Source organism: Enterococcus sp. JM9B, assembly GCF_009933265.1.
In the GTDB taxonomy this organism is placed as follows: domain Bacteria; phylum Bacillota; class Bacilli; order Lactobacillales; family Enterococcaceae; genus Enterococcus_C; species Enterococcus_C songbeiensis.
Window position 1 is genome coordinate 27,394 of record NZ_MAEK01000034.1, and the last position, 19,282, is coordinate 46,675.

Sequence of the window (19,282 nt, forward strand, 5' to 3'; positions counted from 1 at the left end):
TTATTTTACAACAAAGCCGCTATAAAAGCTTGTTTCTTTTCCTTTAAAATTTTATTACAAAAGGACAATTTTATGAAATTTTTCTTTTTTTGTTTTCATTTTATTAAAAAAACAAATGATTGCTCCTTAATGGGAGAAATACGCTTAAGTAGGCTCTTAATGGGAAAATATGATATAGTTAGCCTATCAAAAAAATGGAGCGTAAAAGGATGGCAAAGAAAAAAAAATCTCGTGTGAAAAATTGGCTGATCAATCTGCTTTTAGTCTTATTATTGGTCGTTGGTTTGGCACTGGTTTTCAGTAATCAGATCAAGAATTTTTTGATCAAGTCCAATGGAGAAAAGTATGCCGTTTCGGCGATGACGCAAAAAGAAGTGGAAAAAAATCTGGAGGCAGATGCGCCGTTTGATTTTGATGCGATCGAATCCGTTTCACCGGAAGCGGTCTTGCGGGCGCAATTCAGCAATAAACGTCTACCGGTGATTGGGGGAGTTGCTGTGCCGCGTGTCAAGGTCAATCTGCCAATTTTTAAAGGACTGTCGAATGAGGCGCTGTTGTGGGGAGCAGGTACTTTAGACCCTGCGCAAAAAATGGGAGAAGGCAACTACGCCCTTGCCAGTCACCGGGCATTGGAAGAAGGACTGCTGTTTCGCCCGTTGGAAGATGTCAAAGTCGGTGATATTTTTTATCTGACGGACTTGAGCAAGGTGTACACCTATAAAACCCAAATCAAAAAAACTGTCGCCCCAACAGCGGTGGAGTGGCTGGACATCATTCCCGGAAAAAAATTGGCAACATTGATTACTTGTAACGATGATGCGGGCACCAATCGAATCGTTGTGCAGGGCGAATTACAAGAAATTACCCCCATTAATGAGGCGACCAAAGAAATGAAAGATGCCTTTAACTTAGAACAAAAAACCTATTGATTTGAATAACGGATGCGAATGAAACCTTTAAACAGTTTTCTTCGCATCTTTTTTCAGCTATCTGCTTTTTTGTTATACTGGAAAGGGGAGGGAATTTGATGATTATTGAACGAATTTATCCTTCAGAATTTATTGAATACCAAACAAATTTTCAGAAAAGTCAATTGGCACTGCCTTTTTTTACGAGTCATTCTGCGGGACGGGCGGGCTTTTTACAGGCGGTCAAAGAGGGAACCGCTTGGCAAATCACCGTGCAGCAGCATACCTTTTATTTAAGCGGCACTCTTCACGAAGAGGCGTTGGTGGTGACCAATTTGTTGCAGCATCCGGCAGAAAAAGTGACTTGGCAGGAAACGTTTGACAGCATTGAAGTGTTTGCCAAAAAAAATTTCAGCAAACAAATCCAGTTGAAGGTCACAGTGGAAAAGACTTTGCAGCGTTGGTTAACGGTTTATGGCTATACCGTTGAAGGAAAAACACTCGTCAAACGTTGCCAGTATCATACTGCATTGGTTCTTGGCGGTGGGGGTGCGCGGGGAGCTTATCAGATCGGCGTGTGGCAGGCATTAAAGGAACAAGGAGTTGCCATTCAATTGATTACCGGCACCTCTGTAGGGGCGCTGAATGGCGGATTGATTCTGCAAGGTGACAGTGAAGCGGCACGAAATCTTTGGTGGCAGATCAACACCGGCTCAGTGCTGCAATTTCCGGCGGCAGCGGCAGAAAGTCGCACCTTAGTGGCTTTGTTGAATCAGATTCGTTCATTGACTGCGACGGCTTTGCGGGAAAACGGAACAAGCACGGAGCCGTTAATGCAGTTGATCCAGCAAAATTTTTCTCCAGAAAAAGACCAAGGACAAAAAATTCAGCTATACGTTTGTAGTACCCGATTGCCGGATTTTTTTGAGGTAGTGGTGCCCTTTGATTGGCAAAATTTGCCGGAAAGCTTGGATTGGCTGATTGCGTCGGCCTCTTTTTATCCGGCAATGAAGGCCAAGGAGATTGGCGGGCAACTATACATGGATGGCGGCTATCGGAATAATTTGCCGGTGGATGTGGCGCTTGCGCAAGGGGCAACGGAATGTATTCTGGTGGATGTGCAGGGACCGGGTTTTGTCAAAAAAACCGCTGTCCCGCAATCTGTGGCAGTTATTGAACTGCATTCCCCATGGACGCTGGGCAGTTTTTTAGTGTTTGACGGGGATCGGTCCAAAAAAAATTATCAGTTAGGCTATTATGAGACCCAAAAGTATTTTGCGCGTTTTCAAGGCTACTGGTATACTTTTTTTAACGAAGAAAATCTGGAAAACGATTGGCAGCAGTTTTGCCAAAAAATCCGTAAAACGCAACCTCGACTGTGGCGCTTGATTAAAAGAAAAGAAACGTGGCAAAAAATGCGTAAGTTTTATCAGGGCAAGGTTACTTTTGAAACAGCCGGTCTGGCGCTAATGGAATGGATGGGTCTGCTGCTGTCTTTGGAGCCGGCACACGTTTATCGAAAAACAGATTTTTGTCGGGCTTTGTTCACCGCTTTGGAAAAACAAGAGCCCCTTGAAGGTGTTTATTCGGTTCAAGAATGGCTGCGGATGTATCGGGAACGATTGATTGCTTGGTCAGAAGTCAATCAATTCATTTATTTTTACCGAATGTTCCGGGAACAAAGACAGGAGTTGCCGGTCCATTTATTGGAGCGGCTGCCGATTCCGCTGATTGCGGCAAGATTTTTGATGTATTTAGACGAAGGAGAATAAAACATGGCGCAAGAATTTAGTTACGAGATCGTAGAAGAAATCGCAGTTTTATCTGAGAATCCAAAAGGGTGGAGAAAAGAGCTGAATCTAGTCAGTTGGAACGGCCGTCCGCCAAAATTTGATTTGCGGGATTGGAGCCCGGAACATGAAAAGATGGGGAAAGGTGTCACCTTGAGCAACGAAGAATTTGATGCGTTGAAAAAAACAATTCAGGCAATGTAACGGTAAGCAGTCCTCTTCTTTAACCAACAGGAAAAGGGGAAATCTTTTAGTAAAAAATGAATACGAAGGAGCCTTGTCCATGAAAAGCATGACCGGTTTTGGTAAAGCAATCAGCGAATCGGACCAGTATCAAATCGAAGTAGAAATCAAAAGTGTCAACCACCGCTTTTTGGATATTCAGCTGCGCAGTCCTAAGCAACTGAACAGTTTTGAAGGAGCAATTCGGCAAAAGGTAAAGGAACATCTGCAAAGAGGACGGGTAGAAATTTACGTGACTCTGACCGAAAAAGGTGACACGGACAAAGAAATCCAAGTGCACTGGTCCTTGATCGAGCAACTGGTCAAAGAACTGCAGCAAGGCAGCAAAGAACGCTTTGGGGAAACGGATTTTTCACCGGCACGGTTGTTGGAAGAGTTGGCGGTGTTGCCGGATTTTGTCGAGGTCAAGCAAAAAAAGGCAGAAGATGAGTTGTTGGAATCGTTGGTTTTGCAGGCAATTGACCAAGCCTTGGCCGCAAATGTCCGCTCCCGCACAACGGAAGGGGAGCAATTACGGCAGGTGCTTGCGGCAAATGGTACCGAGTTGTCCAATCGATTAGCAGATTTAATGCAATTTTCAGCCGAATATGAAACGGATTTCCGGGGGCGATTTGAAAAGAAACTGCAGGAATATTTGGGAGAAAGTGTTGATCAGGAACGACTACTGACGGAAATGGTGTTACTGCTGGAACGCAGCGACATCCACGAAGAGATTGATCGTATGGCGATTCATTTGAAAAAATTTGCCGTTCTAGTCGCACAGGATATCCCGGTTGGCCGGGAGCTTGATTTTTTGATTCAAGAAATGAACCGAGAAATCAATACGATTGGTTCAAAATCCAGTCCGATTGAAATCAAAGAATTGGTCGTACAGATGAAAACAATCGTGGAAAAAATTCGTGAGCAAGTTCAAAATATTGAATAAAACCAGCTTTACTTTTATCAAAGAAGTTTAATGCGAAGAAAGAGGAGGAACAAAAAATGAAGTATTATGATGTGACATTTCAAGGATTAAGCGGTCGCGGAATCATCAAACGAACGGTTCCCTCTGAAAAAGATCCCTTTGACGCTTGGGAAGACGCCTGTGTGAAAATCACGGAGGATGAATTGCAGTTGCTGGTAAATGAGACGTATATCGTAGTCAAACGGCAATACCTTGCCCGTATTGATATCGAAGAAGTCAAAGACCCGATTGACGAAGCGATGGAGCGCAAAGACGAATTGACCAGTGTGATTAACGCCTTATCAAATATGGGTTTTTGATTATTGGTTGTTTGTCAAAAGATGGGAAGCTTGTTGGAAAAACAGGCTTCTCTCTTTTTGCCATTTTTTTAAAAGTGGCTTTTTGTGGAAAATACCGCTATAATAGTAAAGTAACTCTTGAAACTTACAGAAAAAAAGTGCAAAATAGACGTTAAGCAAATGACCAGTGAAAGGACGTCCCTATGTCAGATCGAGGTTTATTAATCGTATTATCCGGGCCTTCAGGTGTTGGAAAAGGCACTGTACGCAAAGCCATTTTTGAAAGCAAGGACAATGATTTTCACTATTCTGTTTCCATGACCACTCGCGAAATGCGAAAAGGGGAAGTAGAAGGTGTAGATTATTTTTTCCGTACAAGAGAAGAATTTGAAAAATTGATCGAATCAGGAGAGATGCTGGAGTACGCCGAGTATGTCGGTAATTACTATGGCACCCCGCTTTCCTATGTTCAAAAAACGCTGGATGACGGCAAAGATGTCTTTTTAGAAATCGAAGTCCAAGGCGCACAGCAAGTAAAAGAAAAAGTGCCGGATGGTGTGTTCATCTTTTTGACCCCACCAGATCTTCATGAATTGAAATCACGAATCGTCGGTCGGGGAACAGATGCACCGGATGTGATCGAAGAGCGCATGCAGGTGGCCAGAGAAGAAATCGAAATGATGGCGCTGTACGACTATGCCGTCGTTAATGACGAAGTACCAAAGGCTGTGGAACGAATCAAAAAGATCATTGAAAGCGAACATTATCGTGTTGATCGAGTAATCGGAAAATATATCAGAATGTTAAAGGAGATGTAGTCTTATGATGTTGAAACCTTCTATCGACTCATTGTTAAATCAAGTAAATTCCAAGTATTCCCTAGTAATCCTTGCCAGCAAACGAGCTCATGAATTAGATGCCGGCGGGCAAGCAACCTTGGATAGCTTCGATTCTGTTAAAAGTGTCGGACAAGCATTGGAAGAAATCGATGCAAGAACTGTTATCAGTGATCCTCATCCAGAAATCAAACGAGCACGTTTGAAAATGGAAAAGGAAGAAAAAGAAGCACAAAAAGATCGAAGTCAAAAAGAACTGGAAGCACGGATTCGCGACGAACAAAAATTATAGACATTTTCAAGGTGAAAGCTGAAACTGGCTTTCATCTTTCTTTTTTGTGCAAAAAGGGAAATTAAGTTTTTATTTCAGCCGCGCCAAGCTACAGACAAAGGACCATTTCTCTAGTAAAATAGAGCAAGATGCTTTGCGTGGACCAAGTTTTGGACGAGGAACAACCGCAAAAGCAAGAGTCAAAAAGCAAAGAAACATCACTAATTAACAAGGAGGGACCCATGCATGGAATTAGCGGAAGTCATTGTTGATGTACCAACGATGCAGACCGATCAACCATTTACCTATTACATTCCGGATGAACTAGCGGATGTCGTGACAGTGGGCATGCGTGTGGAAGTTCCATTTGGTAATGGCAATCGACATATTCAAGGCTTTGTAGTAAACAAAACCATCTCTGATCGTGTGGACTCGTTGAAACCCATCATTCGGGTTTTAGACTTGGCACCGGTTTTGAACACAGAGCTGTTGCAATTAGCCGATTATATGAAAGAAACGACATTTGCCTTTAAAATCACCTGCCTGCAAACGATGCTGCCTAGTGTTTTAAAGGCCTCTTATGAAAAGCAAATCGTTTTATTGGCGGAAGACAATGAAACGGCAAACTCTTTTTTTGGGGAAGAGAGGGTTATTTCGTGGTCAGCAGCAGAGGAAAAAGGTATTTTGCCGGCACTGATGCGCTTACGGGAAAAACAAATTGTTGATATCCAATATTTAGTCAAAAAGAAAAATAACGTCAAGACCAGACGAATGGTTCGCAGCTTGTTGGATCATAAAGAAGCGGCGGCTCATCAAACAACCTTGCGAAAAACCGCTGTTCGTCAGCATCAGTTGCTGACGGTTTTAGCGGAGCAAAAGGAATTACTTCCCGTCACCTTTTTTACGGAAGCTGGAATTTCGACCGCTCAATTAAATCAAGGACAAAAAAATCACTGGTTGGCATTTGAAGAAGTGGAAGAATACCGGGACCCCTTCAGCGACCATCAGTTTCAAAAAACGACGGCGTTACAACTAAATGCAGAACAAGAATACGCTGTTCAAGCGGTGCTGAGTGCTGAAGCACAAGGCGAAGCCAAAACTTTTTTGTTGGAAGGAATCACCGGTAGCGGAAAAACCGAGGTTTATCTGCAAACCATCGCTTCAGTATTGCAAAAAGGAAAGACGGCAATCATGCTGGTACCGGAAATTGCGTTGACGCCACAAATGGTTCACCGTTTCAAAAGTCGATTGGGAGATGCCGTTGCTGTTTTACACAGCGGTTTGTCGCAAGGAGAAAAGTATGATGAGTGGCGGAAAATTGAACGAGGAGAAGCCCAGGTCGTTGTGGGAGCTCGTTCAGCCGTTTTTGCTCCCCTAGAAAATATTGGTGTCATTATTGTGGATGAAGAGCATGAAGCTACCTACAAGCAGGAAGAAACCCCACGGTATCACGCGCGGGAATTAGCTATTTGGCGGGGAGCCTACCATCATTGTCCTGTCATCTTGGGCAGTGCTACTCCATCATTGGAATCGCGGGCACGGGCGCAAAAAAAAGTCTACCAATTGCTAACTCTCACCCAGCGGGCAAATCCGGCAGCCAATCTTCCAACGGTTGAAGTGGTGGATATGCGGGAAGAATTTGCGAAGAAAAATACCAGTTCCTTTTCGCTGACGTTGAAGGAAAAAATCAACCAACGTTTGGCAAACCAAGAACAGGTGATCTTGCTATTGAATCGGCGAGGCTATTCTTCGTTTATCATGTGCCGGGATTGCGGCTTTGTTTTGCCTTGTCCGAACTGTGACATCTCGTTGACACTTCATATGGATACCAAGACCATGCGCTGTCACTATTGCGGGCATGAAGAACGAATTCCTCACCGCTGCCCAAATTGCGGCGAAGATCGGATTCGCTACTATGGAACCGGCACCCAAAAGGTGGAAGAAGAACTAAAAGATGTTTTTCCAACAGCAAGGATTTTGCGAATGGATGTCGATACGACTCGGCGCAAAGGCGCCCATGAGAAAATTTTAGCTGCTTTTGGTGAAAGAAAAGCCGATATTTTATTAGGCACTCAAATGATTGCGAAAGGATTGGATTTTCCGGAAGTGACTTTGGTGGGTGTCTTAAATGCAGACACCGCATTGAATCTGCCAGACTTTCGTTCCAGTGAACGGACATTCCAATTGTTGACGCAGGTGAGTGGTCGGGCAGGTCGCGCACAAAAGCCCGGTGAAGTAGTTATCCAGACTTTTAATCCAGAGCACTATGCAATCAAGTTGGCGCAGGCTCAAGACTATGAAACTTTTTATCAGCAGGAAATGATCGTTCGTCATCGTGGCGGCTACCCGCCATTTTATTTCACGGTGAAACTTACCGCCAGTCATGAAGAAGAACAACAGGCGGCACAAAAGATGTTTCAAATCGCTCGGGAGATTCAGCAGACAGTTGGGAACCAAAGCATTCTGTTGGGACCAACTCCGGGAGCGATTCTGCGGGTGAAAAACCGCTACTACTACCAATTGATTATCAAGTACAAAAATGAACCCAAGCTAGCCCAAGCCTTGCAGAAGATTTTGACAGTCAGTCAGAAGGAACAACGACAAGGACTTTTGGTGACTATTGACAAAGAACCCCTACACTTTATTTAAAGGAGCAGTCCATGCGATACCCAATTATTCTTCAGCCGGATAAGCGGTTGAAGACCCCCTGTCAGCCAATTGAATCCATCACGGATGAGCTGGTAGATTTATTAGATGATCTTTATGAAACGATGGTGGCTCATGATGGTGTCGGCATTGCCGCACCTCAGATAGGAAAAACGATTCAAGTTGCTCTGGTGGAAGTCGAAGAAGGAGATTGTTTTGAACTAATCAATCCTCAAATCATTGAAAGCCACGGCACGACCATTGACGTAGAAGGCTGCCTGAGTATTCCCCATGTGTATGGAACCGTTGAGCGGGCAGCAGAGATCACTGTCCGTTATTACGATCGCGAAGGGGACGAGATGGAGGTCCAAGCCTTTGATTATTTGGCACGGGCGATGCAGCATGAAATCGATCATTTAAACGGAATTCTTTTTACGGAAAAAATAATCGACAAAATTCCTGAAAGTGAATTAGACCAATACATGGAGGAACATGAAAATGACTAAACTTGTATTTATGGGCACCCCCGCCTTTTCCGTGCCGATTTTAGATGGTTTGGTGGCAGAGGGCTATGAAATTTTAGCGGTCGTTACCCAACCAGATCGTCCAGTCGGGCGCAAAAAAACCATCACACCGCCTCCCGTAAAAGAAGCGGCGTTAAGACACGGTATTCCAGTACTGCAGCCAGAAAAAATCTCCGGTTCACCGGAAATGGCGGAAATCGACCGCTTGCAGCCAGATCTGATCGTGACGGCGGCATTCGGACAATTTTTACCAGAAAAATTATTGCAGATCCCCCGCCTTGGTGCGATCAACGTTCATGCCTCTTTGCTGCCAAAATATCGTGGCGGGGCGCCAGTTCATTATGCCATCATCAATGGGGAAGAAAAAACTGGTGTGACGATCATGGAAATGATCAAAAAAATGGATGCCGGCGGAATTTACGCCCAAGCAGAAATTCCTATCAGTAAAACAGATGATGTGGGCTCAATGTTTGACAAATTAAGTCTCGTTGGTCGGGATCTTTTGTTGGAAACTTTGCCACAATTAATAGCCGGGAAACTGGAAAAAATCCCTCAAGAAGAAAGTCAGGTCACTTTCTCGCCGAATATCACTCGGGAACAAGAAGCCATTGATTGGCAAAAAACGGCAACCCAGATTGATCAGCAGGTTCGTGGGATGCGTCCGTGGCCGATTGCCTTTACTACTTTTGAAAATACCCGCTGGAAATTATGGCAAGTCACGCCTCTGGAAGAAACCACAGAAGCCGAAGCGGGAACGATTATCTATCGTGACAAAAAACAGCTTTGGATCGCCTGCGGGAAGCAGACGGTTTTAGCAATCAATGAGTTACAGCCAGCAGGAAAAGCCAAACAAACCATTCAGGCATTTTTAAATGGGGTAGGGCAAACCGCTACCGTCGGCAAGAAGGTAGGCGTTGTCAATGGCTAGAACCCCCAAAGTAAAACGTTCCGTTCGGTACACGGCATTGCAGATTTTAGAACGGGTGGAAAAAGGTGGTGCCTATTCCAATCTGCTAATCAATGAGGGCATCAAAAACGGTCGCTTGAATGAAAAAGATGGTCGTTTATTGACAGAATTAGTCTACGGAACCATCAGCCGTCAGCTTTTATTGGATTTTTATTTAAAAAAATTTATCAAAGATGCAAAAAAAGTGGAGCCGTGGGTTCAACGTCTGCTGCGTCTATCTTTGTATCAAATGCTTTATCTGGATAAAGTGCCCAGCCATGCGATTTTAAATGAAGCAGTAGAAATCGCCAAAGCAAAAGGCAGTGTCGGGGTGAGCAAATTTATCAATGCTGTTTTACGAAATGTGCAGCGGCAAGGAGTCGCAGATATTTCTGAAATTTCTGACCCAATCCAACGCTTGGCGACAGAAATCAGTATGCCGAAATGGTTGACTCAAAAATTTGTGGCACAGCTGGGTGAAGAAGAAACCCGTCGTTTAGGTTTATCTTTATTTACCCCAAGTCATGTCAGTGCCCGAGTCGACCTGCGGAGAATTTCCAGAGAAGCGGTGTTGGAAAATTTGGCTGAAGAAGAAATCATCGCCAAAAACAGCGTGGTTTCTCCCTATGGCGTGGTTGCAGAAAAAGGCTATCTAGCAGGAAGTACTTTGTTTCATGAAGGATTGTTGACTGCACAAGATGAAAGCTCGATGCTGGTTGCCCCAGCTTTGCAATTGCAGCCTCACCACAAAGTATTGGACGCATGTGCGGCACCGGGAGGAAAAACAACCCATATTGCCACTTTTTTGGAACACGAACAGGGTGGAGAAGTAATTGCTTTGGATATTCACCAGCACAAGGTCCAATTGATTGAAGAAAATGCGCAACGTTTAGGTGTTGACGATGTAGTTGTAGGGGAAAAGATGGATGCACGGCAGGCCCATGAACAGTTCCCGCCGGAAAGTTTTGACCGGATTTTAGTGGATGCTCCTTGTTCTGGATTAGGGCTGATGCGCCGCAAACCGGATATTAAATACCATAAGAAACCGGAAGATTTTCTGCAGCTGCAAAAAATCCAACTGGCAATTTTGGCGAGTGTTTCCGGCACCTTGAAGAGGAACGGTATTTTGGTATATAGTACATGTACAGTAACAGAAGAAGAAAATCAGCAGGTAGTGGCTAAATTTTTGGCAGATCATCCTGAATTTGAGTCAATTCCTGTCGCTGTCAATGAGCTCGTTGGAGAGACACTTCAAGAAAATCTATTGACGATTTATCCGCAGCAATTTATGACGGACGGCTTTTTTATCAGCTGTCTTCGAAAAAAGTAACGAAAGGTGAACACAATGGAAATTCGATTTCGTAGCGATGTTGGTAAAAAGCGCAATACCAATCAAGATTACGCCGCCGTATTCAAAAATAAAGCCGGCTATACGTTGGCTTTGTTAGCGGACGGTATGGGTGGTCATTTGGCAGGGGATGTTGCTAGTAAACAAGCAGTCCACGAGTTAGGGGATGCTTGGGCACAGGGAAGCATTAAGGATTCTGATACCGCAGAAGAATGGCTGGTAGAAAAAATCCAAGCTGAAAATACCGCGATTTTTGAAAAGGGACAAGAAAATCCCCAAATGAATGGAATGGGCACTACTGTCGTAGCAGTCATTTTATTTGATGACCAGTTTACGTTAGGTCATGTCGGTGACAGCCGGGTCTATCTTTTCCGAGAGGGAGAATTGATCCAATTGACGGAAGATCATTCATTGGTCAACGAACTGGTGAAGTCTGGGGAGATTACCAAAGAAATGGCGGCAAATCATCCCCGTAGAAACGTATTGACCCGCTCTGTCGGCATGCCGGGAGAGGTCGAGGTAGATGTGGATACCCATTTCTTGGCAGTGGATGATTACCTGCTTTTGGCGTCAGATGGACTGACAAATATGGTCAGCGAGGCAGAAATCACGGAGGTCTTGGCATCGGATTTAGTGCTGGATGAAAAAATCCAAGTGCTGATCGACAAAGCCAATGCAGCCGGTGGTGTCGACAATATTACGGTATTGTTGATTGAAATCGGAGGAGAACGCCCATGATTGAAATCGGCAAAAAACTAAGTGGACGATACCAAATTCTTGGAAATATCGGCAGTGGTGGAATGGCGAATGTTTATCTGGCCCACGATTTGATTTTGGATAGAGAAGTTGCAGTCAAGGTTTTGCGCTTTGACTTCCAAAATGATCAGACCGCGATTCGCCGTTTTCAACGAGAAGCGCTGGCAGCAACGGAGCTGGTCCATCCTAACATCGTCACGGTTTACGACGTTGGCGAAGAAGACGGAATGCAGTATCTTGTGATGGAATATGTCAAAGGAATGGATTTGAAACGCTATATTCAATCCCATTACCCGATTCCCTATTTAACCGTAGTAGAAATCATGCAGCAGATTTTGTCTGCAATCGCATTGGCTCATCAACACCGAATCATCCATCGGGATTTGAAGCCGCAAAATATTCTGATCAATGAAGACGGCGTGATCAAAATCGCCGATTTCGGGATTGCCATTGCACTCTCGGAAACCTCAATTACACAAACCAATACGATGTTGGGTTCAGTGCACTATCTTTCACCAGAGCAGGCACGGGGCAGTATGGCAACGAGTCAGTCGGATATCTATGCTATCGGAATCATTTTGTATGAAATGCTGACGGGAAATGTGCCGTTTGATGGAGAATCCGCAGTGACCATCGCATTGAAGCATTTTCAAGAGGAAATTCCTTCTGTGAGAATGTATGATCCGAATATTCCTCAATCGTTGGAAAATGTTGTGTTGCATGCTACCGCCAAAGAACCGGCGGACCGCTATAAAAAAGCAGAAGAAATGAGTGCAGACTTAGATACCGTCTTGTCACCGGAACGATTGAATGAACCTCGTTGGCAGCCTCATGCAATGGCAGATGCTACACGAGTACTTACACCGATTTCTGATGAAATGCTCACGAAAGAACCGGAACCAAACATCGAAGAGCCACAAGAGAAACCATCGAAAGAATCAAAAAAACCAAAAAAATCGAAGAAGAAACGAAAATGGTTATTGGTTTTTCTCGTTCTATTGATTTTGGCATTAGCTGGCGGACTGGTAGCCTTTCTTTCCAGTGGTGGACAGCGGGAAATTGCTGTGCCGGATACAGTCGGTATTACTGAAGCAGCTGCACGGGAAAAACTGCGGGAAGTCGGCTTGACCCCGGCAACGGAAACCGAAGAAATTGCCAGTGATGAAGTTGCAGAAGGTCGAGTCGTCAAGACGGACCCAATCAGCGGGAATGTTGTGAAAAAAGGCACTGAAGTAACGATTTATTTGAGTTCCGGCAGTGAAACCATCGAAATGAAGGATTATGAGGACTGGACTTATGATGAGGCATTGACGGATTTAAAAAATCTGGATTTTCCTGAAAAGAACATCGAACCAAAATACGAATACAGTGATACAGTGGAAAAAGATAAAGTCATTCGCCAATCTCCAGAGGCCGGAGAAAAGGTGTCACCGAAAGAAGATTCGGTGACATTGGTCATCAGTCAAGGTGTAAAACCGGTGGAGATGCCGGACTTTGTCAGCCAAGTATACGGCTATTCGGATGCCGTTAGTGAGTTGACAACTTTGGGAATCGAAGAAGGGCAGATTCAGCAAGAGGAAGAATACAGCGATACGGTTGATGCAGGAATAATTATGGATCAATCACCTAATGCCGGCAGTGAAGTAATTCCGGGGCAAACGAAAATCACCTTGACTGTGAGTCTTGGAAAAGAACCGCCAAAACCAATCAAAATGCCGGATTATGTTGGTTCTACGTATGAAAGCGCGGTAAGCAGTCTGGCTGCCAAGGGTATCTCAGACGATCAGATTACCCGCAAAGAAGAAGCCAGTGACAAAGTCGACGAAGGAAGCATCATCAGTCAATCCCCTGATAAAAATGGGGAAGTCGTTATTGGCGATACGCAGATCATACTGACTGTCAGCAGCGGTTCCAATAAAGTCACGTTGGATGATATCAGTGGATATTCCAAGAGCGATGCTCGAACCTATTTGAGAGAGTTGGGTTTGAAATATACGGAATCGACCGAAGCAAGTTCAACTGTTGCCAAAGATCAAGTAATCCGAACAGAGCCGGCAAGCGGTTCTGTAGAAAAAGGATCCACAGTAAAAATTATTTATTCTTCAGGTTCGTAATAAAAAGTGAAGCAACAGTCGCATCAAGTGCGGTTGTTGCTTCACTTTTTTTGTTGAAGAATCACGGCTTCTGTTTTTTGTTCGCATGTTTTTGTTTTACAAAAGAAATGTAATCCAAAATGTCTTCCAGTTCTTCTTTTGTGGTATTTTCGTCGATTTGGCTGGCGATTTTTTTTGCTTGTCAGAAAAGAAATCACTTGTTTGTTCCCGTCCCAGCAAGTAATCAATGGACACGTCAAAATAGTCTGCTAAGGCAGTCAACGTTTCGCGGTCTGGGCTGCGATCTCCCCGTTCGTACCCCGAAATAGAAACCTTTGACACGTGGACGAGTTCTCCTAACTGCTGCTGTGTTCATTTTTTGATAGCTGGCAGTGAAAAGGATTTTTAGTCGATCAGTTTGCCTTTTCTTCTCCGATTGCCCAACGGACGTCGGCGGTAAAACTGACATTTAGCCAAAGCTTCCAATCAGCGGCGGCTGTTTCCACCAGTTGAAGAAGATTTTTTCGTAAATGATCCTGCTGAGTCACGGTATCCAAAAAGGAATCAGGCTGAATGATTACATCCAATTCAACGATCAATTGATTGCCGACTTTTGCAGTTCGTAAAAGGTAAGAGTCGATATCTTCTTTTTGTAGGCGGTTGTCGATCAGCTGGTGCAGTTTTTCCCGCAGAACTTTTTTTGGTGTAGCAGAAGTTAACTCCAAAATGGCTTTTTTCAGCTCTTGGATTGCTTTGAGGATAAAGGCAATAGTAATCAAGAGAGCAAAAATAGGGTCAATATACCTACCGATTGCAGACAGACCAACAAGGGAAAAAAGTTCAGACAAAAGAAAAGAAGAAAAAACTCCCAGACTAAAAAAGAAAGCAAAACGCCATTGTTCCATCTCTAATTTAAAAAAGGGATGGCTATTTTTTTGATTTTTGAAACGAGACCAAAAAGCAAAACAGTAGAGAGTTCCAAATAAGGAAAAAAATAAACCAACCGACAAATTAGCGGTAAGCGGGGGATGCAGCAGGGTATTGACCGCTCCCATGACACCGTAAAGCGAAATGACCAAAACAATGCTATATTGGACAAAGATAATCAATGGCATCAAGGATTCCTTACCAAAAGGAAATTTGTCAAAATCTTGTTTCTCGATATATTTTGCAACGTAAAGTGTAATCAAGGACATGGACACACCAATTAGCGTGTAACTACCATCTAAAAGCAAGACATTTGCCTGGGCGAGCAAACCAAAGGCAAGGGCAAAGCTACCATATAAACTGCCAGCGACAATCGATTGCAGTAAAAATTTTTTGATGTTTTGTTTTTCAGACACGGGAACCTCTTTCTAAAAATGAATTAAATAACATATAACCATTTTGACATAGAAAAGGAAGCTTCGCAATATCTAAAATAGAATGAATAATCGACTTTATTAAAAAACATAGTAAATAAAAATGATTTTGTTTTATAGAAGCTTCGGAAAGTTGTATTTATAGTAACCCTCCAAAGTTAGCTTTTTGGTCCAACTTTTTTTTGCGGGTCATTTCAACAGCCTTTTTTATTTTACGGCTTCTGCCAAAAAGACAGATGCAGCTTGATTCATAAAGAGAGAATCACCCTGGTGAAAAACATCGTATTGAATAGAGTGGAACCCAGTTGATTGCAGCTGGGTTTCTAATTCGTCCTGAGAAAAACCGTTATGAACTAATGGATGCTGAATTGCTTCATTTTTTACAAAATCAACAATCAGCAAACGCCCGTTGTTTTCTAAAGTATCATAAAGTTTTTGTAAAATCTGCTTTGTGTCAGGAATATGAAGTAATACAAGAGAAACGAGAAGAATATCCGTTTTTACAGGACTGTTTTCTTTTGTTAGATCAATCGTTTGCGCTTGAACGTTAGGAAAACTTTGCTGTGCGAGCTTCTTTTTTGCAATGCTAGTCATCTTTTCGGAAGCATCTAAAAGCAGTAGTGAGTGGACTTGCTCTGTCAATTGTAATCCGACTAAGCCAGTTCCGCTGCCGTAGTCAATCATGGTTTTGTCTGTTGTTTCTTTCAAATTCTCTTTAACTTTTTTTGCAATTACATTAGCGAGTGCAATTCTGTCAGGTGTATCGTAGTTTTCTGCTATGTGATCAAAAATGGATTGGGTCATGGTATAACTCCTATCTTGTTTTTTTATTTATAGGGTTAGGCAGTAAAATCGATGAAGTATTTGTATTCACTGCCGATATAATAACATTCTGTGTATTCATAGAAATGGTTATGCGCATCTGAAGTAAAACGACATCTTCTTAGAATGGGTGTACTGCTGCTGACTTTTAGAATACTTGAAATTTCTTTTGTTGGAAGAATTGCTTCTACAACTTCACTATTATTCGTGATATTTATTCCCAGTGAATTCAAGTATTCATAAAATGACTCTTTGTAATTATTGATATCTAATGAAAAGAACTCTTCATATTTGAAATAAGTAATAAAGTACCCAATAGGTTTATTTTTGATGCCACGTAATCTTTTTAGAATGATAATTTTTTCGCCCGGTGAAATTTTTAGAAAGTTAGCGATCGTATAATCAGCATGTGAAACGATAACATTCACTTTTAAGGTCTCAATGCGGATACCTAATTCTAGCATTTCTTTAGTAAAGCTTTTGACAATTGTATAATTTTGACTATCATCAAGCAATTTTCTATGTTTGACAAAAGTACCTACAGCTTTTTTTCGAGTCAACAGATTTTCTCGGACTAATTCTTCAACGGCTTTTCTTATAGTGATTCGACTAACATGAAAAACATCGCAAAGTTCAAATTCTGTAGGGATTTTTTTTCCTTCACTCCATTTTCCGATGCGAATATTATGTCGCATTTCTTCAGCAATTTGAATGTATAATGGTTCAGCTGTAGTTCTCATATGCCCTCCTAATGTTATGACATTAACTGAAAATGTAGATGTATCAAGGTTTAAAAATATACACATAATAATATTGTAAGCGATTTACGATAGTATTATACTATTGTCATAACAAAGATACAAGGAGAAAAATTATGTATAGATTACGTCCTAATGTAGAAGTACCAACATCTTTAGAAGTAACAATTGGAGAGAAAGCAATTTTTTCTGAATTATTGAAAATGGGGCATAGAAAACGAATCGCCATTGAAACCTATCCAGGAGTAGACAAAAAAATTTTTATTGACGAAATCCAAACACACTACTCGGAGTATAAAGTGATTGATACTGATAATTTGTTTCTTTCAAAACAAAAGATTTTTACAATTATTCAGGATGATTTGACAGAAGATCAGTCTTTTGGTCGCTTTTCCCACAAGGATTTTAATGAGTTTTTTGATTTCAAAAAAATTAAAGAGCACCCCTTTCTTCAGTCGATAGATGAAAACGTTATCGTAATAGGCGTGGGAGCAGCCGATATTATTCACTATGATACCCTTATTTATGCAGATATCACACGTTGGGAGGTTCAACTAAGATATAAAAAAGGATTAAACAATTGGATGGGCTACAGAGAAGAAGGCTTCTCTGAGAAGTTGAAACGAGCGTATTATTTTGATTGGCCTGCAGGTGATTATAGAAGAAGTTATTTGTTAGACAAGAGTGAATATTATATTGATGCCACAGTTAGCGACAGACCTAAGTTGATTAGAACAGAAGATTTAAGAACGGCGGTCTTAACATTTACCAAACAACCATTTCGCTTGGTTCCTTATTTTGATCCGGGAATTTGGGGTGGAGATTGGATGCAGGAAAAATTTTCTGTTGGTCAAGATAAAATAAATCTTGCTTGGAGTTTTGATGGTGTCCCAGAGGAAAATAGTATTATTGCTAATATCAATGGTATCGAAGTTGAAATGCCGGCTCAGGTCTTAGTGAATATGTATCCCGAAAAATTATTGGGCAATCGAGTGTTCGGTAGATACGGACGAGATTTTCCTATTAGATTTGATTTCTTGGATACAATGAATGGGCAAAATTTAAGTTTACAGGTTCATCCGACAATTGATTATGCCTATAGAAAATTTGGTGCCAAGTATACTCAAGATGAAAGTTACTATATTTTGGATTGTAAAGACGATGCTTGTGTGTATCTTGGAGTGAAGGATCAAACGGAGAGAGATAAGTTGGTTGCTTCCCTTGAGGCAGCACAAGAATCAGGGAGTTTTGATACGGAAAAATTCGTAAACAAGTTTCCGGTGAAAAAGCATGACCATTTGTTGATTCCGGCGGGAACGGTTCATTCAAGCGGAAGAAACTGTGTCGTTTTAGAAATCAGCTCTACACCAAATCGTTTCACTTTTAAACTATGGGATTGGGGAAGAACGGATTTAGACGGAAAGCCACGACCAATTGCTATTGATCATGGAAAACATGTTATCAATGAAAAGTTCGATGAAACATTTGCAAGAAAAGAACTATTTAATGCAATCACCATACTTCATGAAGAAGAAACTTTTACAGAAGAAAAAACAGGATTGCATGAATTAGAAGCTATCGAAACTCGTCGGCTGACATTTGATAAACCAATCCTTCAGTCAACAGCTGGTAGTGTCAATATGCTTAATTTGGTTGAAGGAGAGCGGATCATCATCACTTCACCAAAAGATGATTTTAAACCGTTTGAAGTTTTTTACGGGGAAACGTTCATTATCCCAGAGGCAATCAAGGAATTTATTCTCACTCCAGATGACGAGAATAAACCTTGCAAGGTAATGAAAGCGTACATTAGATAGAGGATGATTAGATGAAAAAAGTATCAATTTGCCTGGATGTTGGGGGAACCTATATCAAAGGAGCTTTATTTTCAACCGAGTTTGAAAATAAATATACAGAAATCCATTATTATCCAGCAAAATCAGAATTATCGAAGGAAAAAATAGTAGAAAATTTTGAGTATGTATTTTCGGATTTGCTTTTTAATTATGATGAGAATGACTGGTATGTAGAAAAGATCGCAGTAGCATTTCCAGGCCCCTTTGATTACGAGAATGGGATCAGTTTGATTAAAGGACTAGGAAAGTTTGCTTCATTGTACAAGATCAATTTATTACAGGAATTCAAAAAAATACAACAAAAAGAAGAAAACAGAAAAATTAAGCACGCAATGATTTTTTTCAAAAATGATGCCGAAGCCTTTGCTTTTGGTGAGAATCATTATTCTGGGGTAAAAAAAGGCGCCTATTTTACGCTAGGAACTGGGTTAGGTTCCACCTTTATTGAAAATAAAAAAGTTGTTGCTGGTACAAAAGGGATACCTGAAATAGGTATGATTTATAATCAGCCATTTAAAGATAGCATTATTGATGATTATGTGTCAGCCAGAGGGTTAAAGAAGATTATTCAGCATTACTATTTCAATAATTTGACTGGAGCTGAATTATTTAAACAAGCAGAGGAAGACACTTCTGCTGCTTTAGAAGTTTTTAATGATTTTGGAAGTACGGTCGGAGAAGCAATCTCACCCTTTGTTTCAAGCTTCTGTCCAGATGAAATAGTGCTTGGCGGACAAATAAGCAAAAGTTTCAATTATTTTAAAGACTCACTGATTCATGTACTAGAAAAAGAAAATCAAAAAATCACAGTGAGAATCAGCGAAGATACGACGTTAAGGACACTGGAAGGTTTGTTTATTTTTTTAGATAAATAGGAGGAAA

18 protein-coding genes and 1 pseudogene are annotated in these 19,282 nt (G+C 41.8%); 15 read left to right on the forward strand and 4 right to left on the reverse strand.

Going from position 1 to position 19,282, the window contains the following annotated elements; all coding sequences use genetic code 11:
* Window positions 1–209 precede the first annotated feature (209 nt).
* The 13 genes from BAU16_RS10875 (at window position 210) to pknB (ending at window position 13,624) form a co-directional block, all read left to right on the forward strand.
* Complete coding sequence (locus BAU16_RS10875) at window positions 210–929, forward strand: class A sortase (RefSeq protein WP_137605926.1); 720 nt, start codon at window positions 210–212, stop codon at window positions 927–929.
* A gap of 98 nt (window positions 930–1,027) precedes the next feature.
* On the forward strand, window positions 1,028–2,680 hold the full coding sequence (locus BAU16_RS10880) for a patatin-like phospholipase family protein (RefSeq protein WP_161527068.1): 1,653 nt from the start codon (window positions 1,028–1,030) through the stop codon (window positions 2,678–2,680).
* Between the two features lie 3 nt (window positions 2,681–2,683).
* Window positions 2,684–2,902 carry a YdbC family protein gene (locus BAU16_RS10885; protein ID WP_048604557.1) on the forward strand — a complete coding sequence of 73 codons (219 nt, stop codon included), beginning with the start codon at window positions 2,684–2,686 and terminating at the stop codon, window positions 2,900–2,902.
* A gap of 79 nt (window positions 2,903–2,981) precedes the next feature.
* Window positions 2,982–3,866: a YicC/YloC family endoribonuclease gene (locus tag BAU16_RS10890; protein WP_048604556.1), complete on the forward strand. Its 885-nt coding sequence runs from the start codon at window positions 2,982–2,984 to the stop codon at window positions 3,864–3,866.
* A gap of 56 nt (window positions 3,867–3,922) precedes the next feature.
* Window positions 3,923–4,204 (forward strand): hypothetical protein, encoded by a 282-nt coding sequence (locus BAU16_RS10895; RefSeq protein ID WP_048604555.1) that lies wholly within the window; start codon window positions 3,923–3,925, stop codon window positions 4,202–4,204.
* Window positions 4,205–4,386: 182 nt separating this feature from the next.
* A complete protein-coding gene (gene gmk, locus BAU16_RS10900; protein ID WP_161527069.1) occupies window positions 4,387–5,001 on the forward strand; it encodes a guanylate kinase in 615 nt (204 codons plus the stop codon).
* 4 nt (window positions 5,002–5,005) lie between these two features.
* Window positions 5,006–5,311, forward strand: a complete 306-nt coding sequence (gene rpoZ, locus BAU16_RS10905) for a DNA-directed RNA polymerase subunit omega (protein WP_161527070.1) — start codon at window positions 5,006–5,008, stop codon at window positions 5,309–5,311.
* Between the two features lie 225 nt (window positions 5,312–5,536).
* Entirely contained in the window at window positions 5,537–7,939 is a 2,403-nt protein-coding gene (gene priA / locus BAU16_RS10910) for a primosomal protein N' (protein ID WP_161527071.1), read from the forward strand.
* 11 nt (window positions 7,940–7,950) lie between these two features.
* Window positions 7,951–8,442 (forward strand): peptide deformylase, encoded by a 492-nt coding sequence (def, locus tag BAU16_RS10915; RefSeq protein ID WP_161527072.1) that lies wholly within the window; start codon window positions 7,951–7,953, stop codon window positions 8,440–8,442.
* Entirely contained in the window at window positions 8,435–9,388 is a 954-nt protein-coding gene (gene fmt, locus BAU16_RS10920) for a methionyl-tRNA formyltransferase (protein ID WP_161527073.1), read from the forward strand. Before def ends, fmt begins: the two co-directional genes overlap by 8 nt.
* Entirely contained in the window at window positions 9,381–10,736 is a 1,356-nt protein-coding gene (gene rsmB, locus BAU16_RS10925) for a 16S rRNA (cytosine(967)-C(5))-methyltransferase RsmB (RefSeq protein WP_137605931.1), read from the forward strand. The genes fmt and rsmB overlap by 8 nt, the downstream gene beginning before the upstream one ends.
* Before the next feature lie 15 nt (window positions 10,737–10,751).
* Window positions 10,752–11,492: a Stp1/IreP family PP2C-type Ser/Thr phosphatase gene (locus tag BAU16_RS10930; RefSeq protein WP_137605932.1), complete on the forward strand. Its 741-nt coding sequence runs from the start codon at window positions 10,752–10,754 to the stop codon at window positions 11,490–11,492.
* A complete protein-coding gene (gene pknB, locus BAU16_RS10935; protein ID WP_161527074.1) occupies window positions 11,489–13,624 on the forward strand; it encodes a Stk1 family PASTA domain-containing Ser/Thr kinase in 2,136 nt (711 codons plus the stop codon). Before BAU16_RS10930 ends, pknB begins: the two co-directional genes overlap by 4 nt.
* Window positions 13,625–13,720: 96 nt before the next feature.
* Here pknB and BAU16_RS10940 read toward each other — a convergent pair.
* From BAU16_RS10940 to BAU16_RS10955, 4 genes and pseudogenes are all read right to left on the reverse strand, one after another.
* A pseudogene (locus BAU16_RS10940) lies at window positions 13,721–13,963 on the reverse strand (helix-turn-helix domain-containing protein); the annotation flags it as partial.
* 53 nt (window positions 13,964–14,016) lie between these two features.
* A complete protein-coding gene (locus BAU16_RS10945; protein WP_161527075.1) occupies window positions 14,017–14,946 on the reverse strand; it encodes a cation transporter in 930 nt (309 codons plus the stop codon).
* A 225-nt stretch (window positions 14,947–15,171) separates the two neighbouring features.
* Window positions 15,172–15,768, reverse strand: coding sequence for a class I SAM-dependent DNA methyltransferase (locus BAU16_RS10950; protein ID WP_161527076.1), 597 nt, complete (start codon window positions 15,766–15,768; stop codon window positions 15,172–15,174).
* 35 nt (window positions 15,769–15,803) lie between these two features.
* Window positions 15,804–16,526, reverse strand: a complete 723-nt coding sequence (locus BAU16_RS10955) for a GntR family transcriptional regulator (RefSeq protein WP_161527077.1) — start codon at window positions 16,524–16,526, stop codon at window positions 15,804–15,806.
* 134 nt (window positions 16,527–16,660) lie between these two features.
* Here BAU16_RS10955 and BAU16_RS10960 point away from each other — a divergent pair, with 134 nt between their 5' ends.
* Together BAU16_RS10960 and BAU16_RS10965 are read left to right on the forward strand one after the other, a co-directional pair.
* On the forward strand, window positions 16,661–18,361 hold the full coding sequence (locus BAU16_RS10960) for a class I mannose-6-phosphate isomerase (RefSeq protein ID WP_161527078.1): 1,701 nt from the start codon (window positions 16,661–16,663) through the stop codon (window positions 18,359–18,361).
* An 11-nt stretch (window positions 18,362–18,372) separates the two neighbouring features.
* Window positions 18,373–19,275 (forward strand): ROK family protein, encoded by a 903-nt coding sequence (locus BAU16_RS10965; protein WP_161527079.1) that lies wholly within the window; start codon window positions 18,373–18,375, stop codon window positions 19,273–19,275.
* Window positions 19,276–19,282 lie beyond the last annotated feature (7 nt).

Coding starts and splice junctions, on each gene's coding strand:
- BAU16_RS10955 (WP_161527077.1), bottom strand. CDS start 16,526: ATGAGAACTACAGCTGAACCATTATACATTCAAATTGCTGAAGAAATG.
- BAU16_RS10960 (WP_161527078.1), top strand. CDS start 16,661: ATGTATAGATTACGTCCTAATGTAGAAGTACCAACATCTTTAGAAGTA.
- pknB (WP_161527074.1), top strand. CDS start 11,489: ATGATTGAAATCGGCAAAAAACTAAGTGGACGATACCAAATTCTTGGA.
- BAU16_RS10890 (WP_048604556.1), top strand. CDS start 2,982: ATGAAAAGCATGACCGGTTTTGGTAAAGCAATCAGCGAATCGGACCAG.
- BAU16_RS10875 (WP_137605926.1), top strand. CDS start 210: ATGGCAAAGAAAAAAAAATCTCGTGTGAAAAATTGGCTGATCAATCTG.
- gmk (WP_161527069.1), top strand. CDS start 4,387: ATGTCAGATCGAGGTTTATTAATCGTATTATCCGGGCCTTCAGGTGTT.
- BAU16_RS10880 (WP_161527068.1), top strand. CDS start 1,028: ATGATTATTGAACGAATTTATCCTTCAGAATTTATTGAATACCAAACA.
- BAU16_RS10965 (WP_161527079.1), top strand. CDS start 18,373: ATGAAAAAAGTATCAATTTGCCTGGATGTTGGGGGAACCTATATCAAA.
- BAU16_RS10950 (WP_161527076.1), bottom strand. CDS start 15,768: ATGACCCAATCCATTTTTGATCACATAGCAGAAAACTACGATACACCT.
- def (WP_161527072.1), top strand. CDS start 7,951: ATGCGATACCCAATTATTCTTCAGCCGGATAAGCGGTTGAAGACCCCC.
- rpoZ (WP_161527070.1), top strand. CDS start 5,006: ATGATGTTGAAACCTTCTATCGACTCATTGTTAAATCAAGTAAATTCC.
- fmt (WP_161527073.1), top strand. CDS start 8,435: ATGACTAAACTTGTATTTATGGGCACCCCCGCCTTTTCCGTGCCGATT.
- rsmB (WP_137605931.1), top strand. CDS start 9,381: ATGGCTAGAACCCCCAAAGTAAAACGTTCCGTTCGGTACACGGCATTG.
- BAU16_RS10895 (WP_048604555.1), top strand. CDS start 3,923: ATGAAGTATTATGATGTGACATTTCAAGGATTAAGCGGTCGCGGAATC.
- BAU16_RS10930 (WP_137605932.1), top strand. CDS start 10,752: ATGGAAATTCGATTTCGTAGCGATGTTGGTAAAAAGCGCAATACCAAT.
- priA (WP_161527071.1), top strand. CDS start 5,537: ATGGAATTAGCGGAAGTCATTGTTGATGTACCAACGATGCAGACCGAT.
- BAU16_RS10885 (WP_048604557.1), top strand. CDS start 2,684: ATGGCGCAAGAATTTAGTTACGAGATCGTAGAAGAAATCGCAGTTTTA.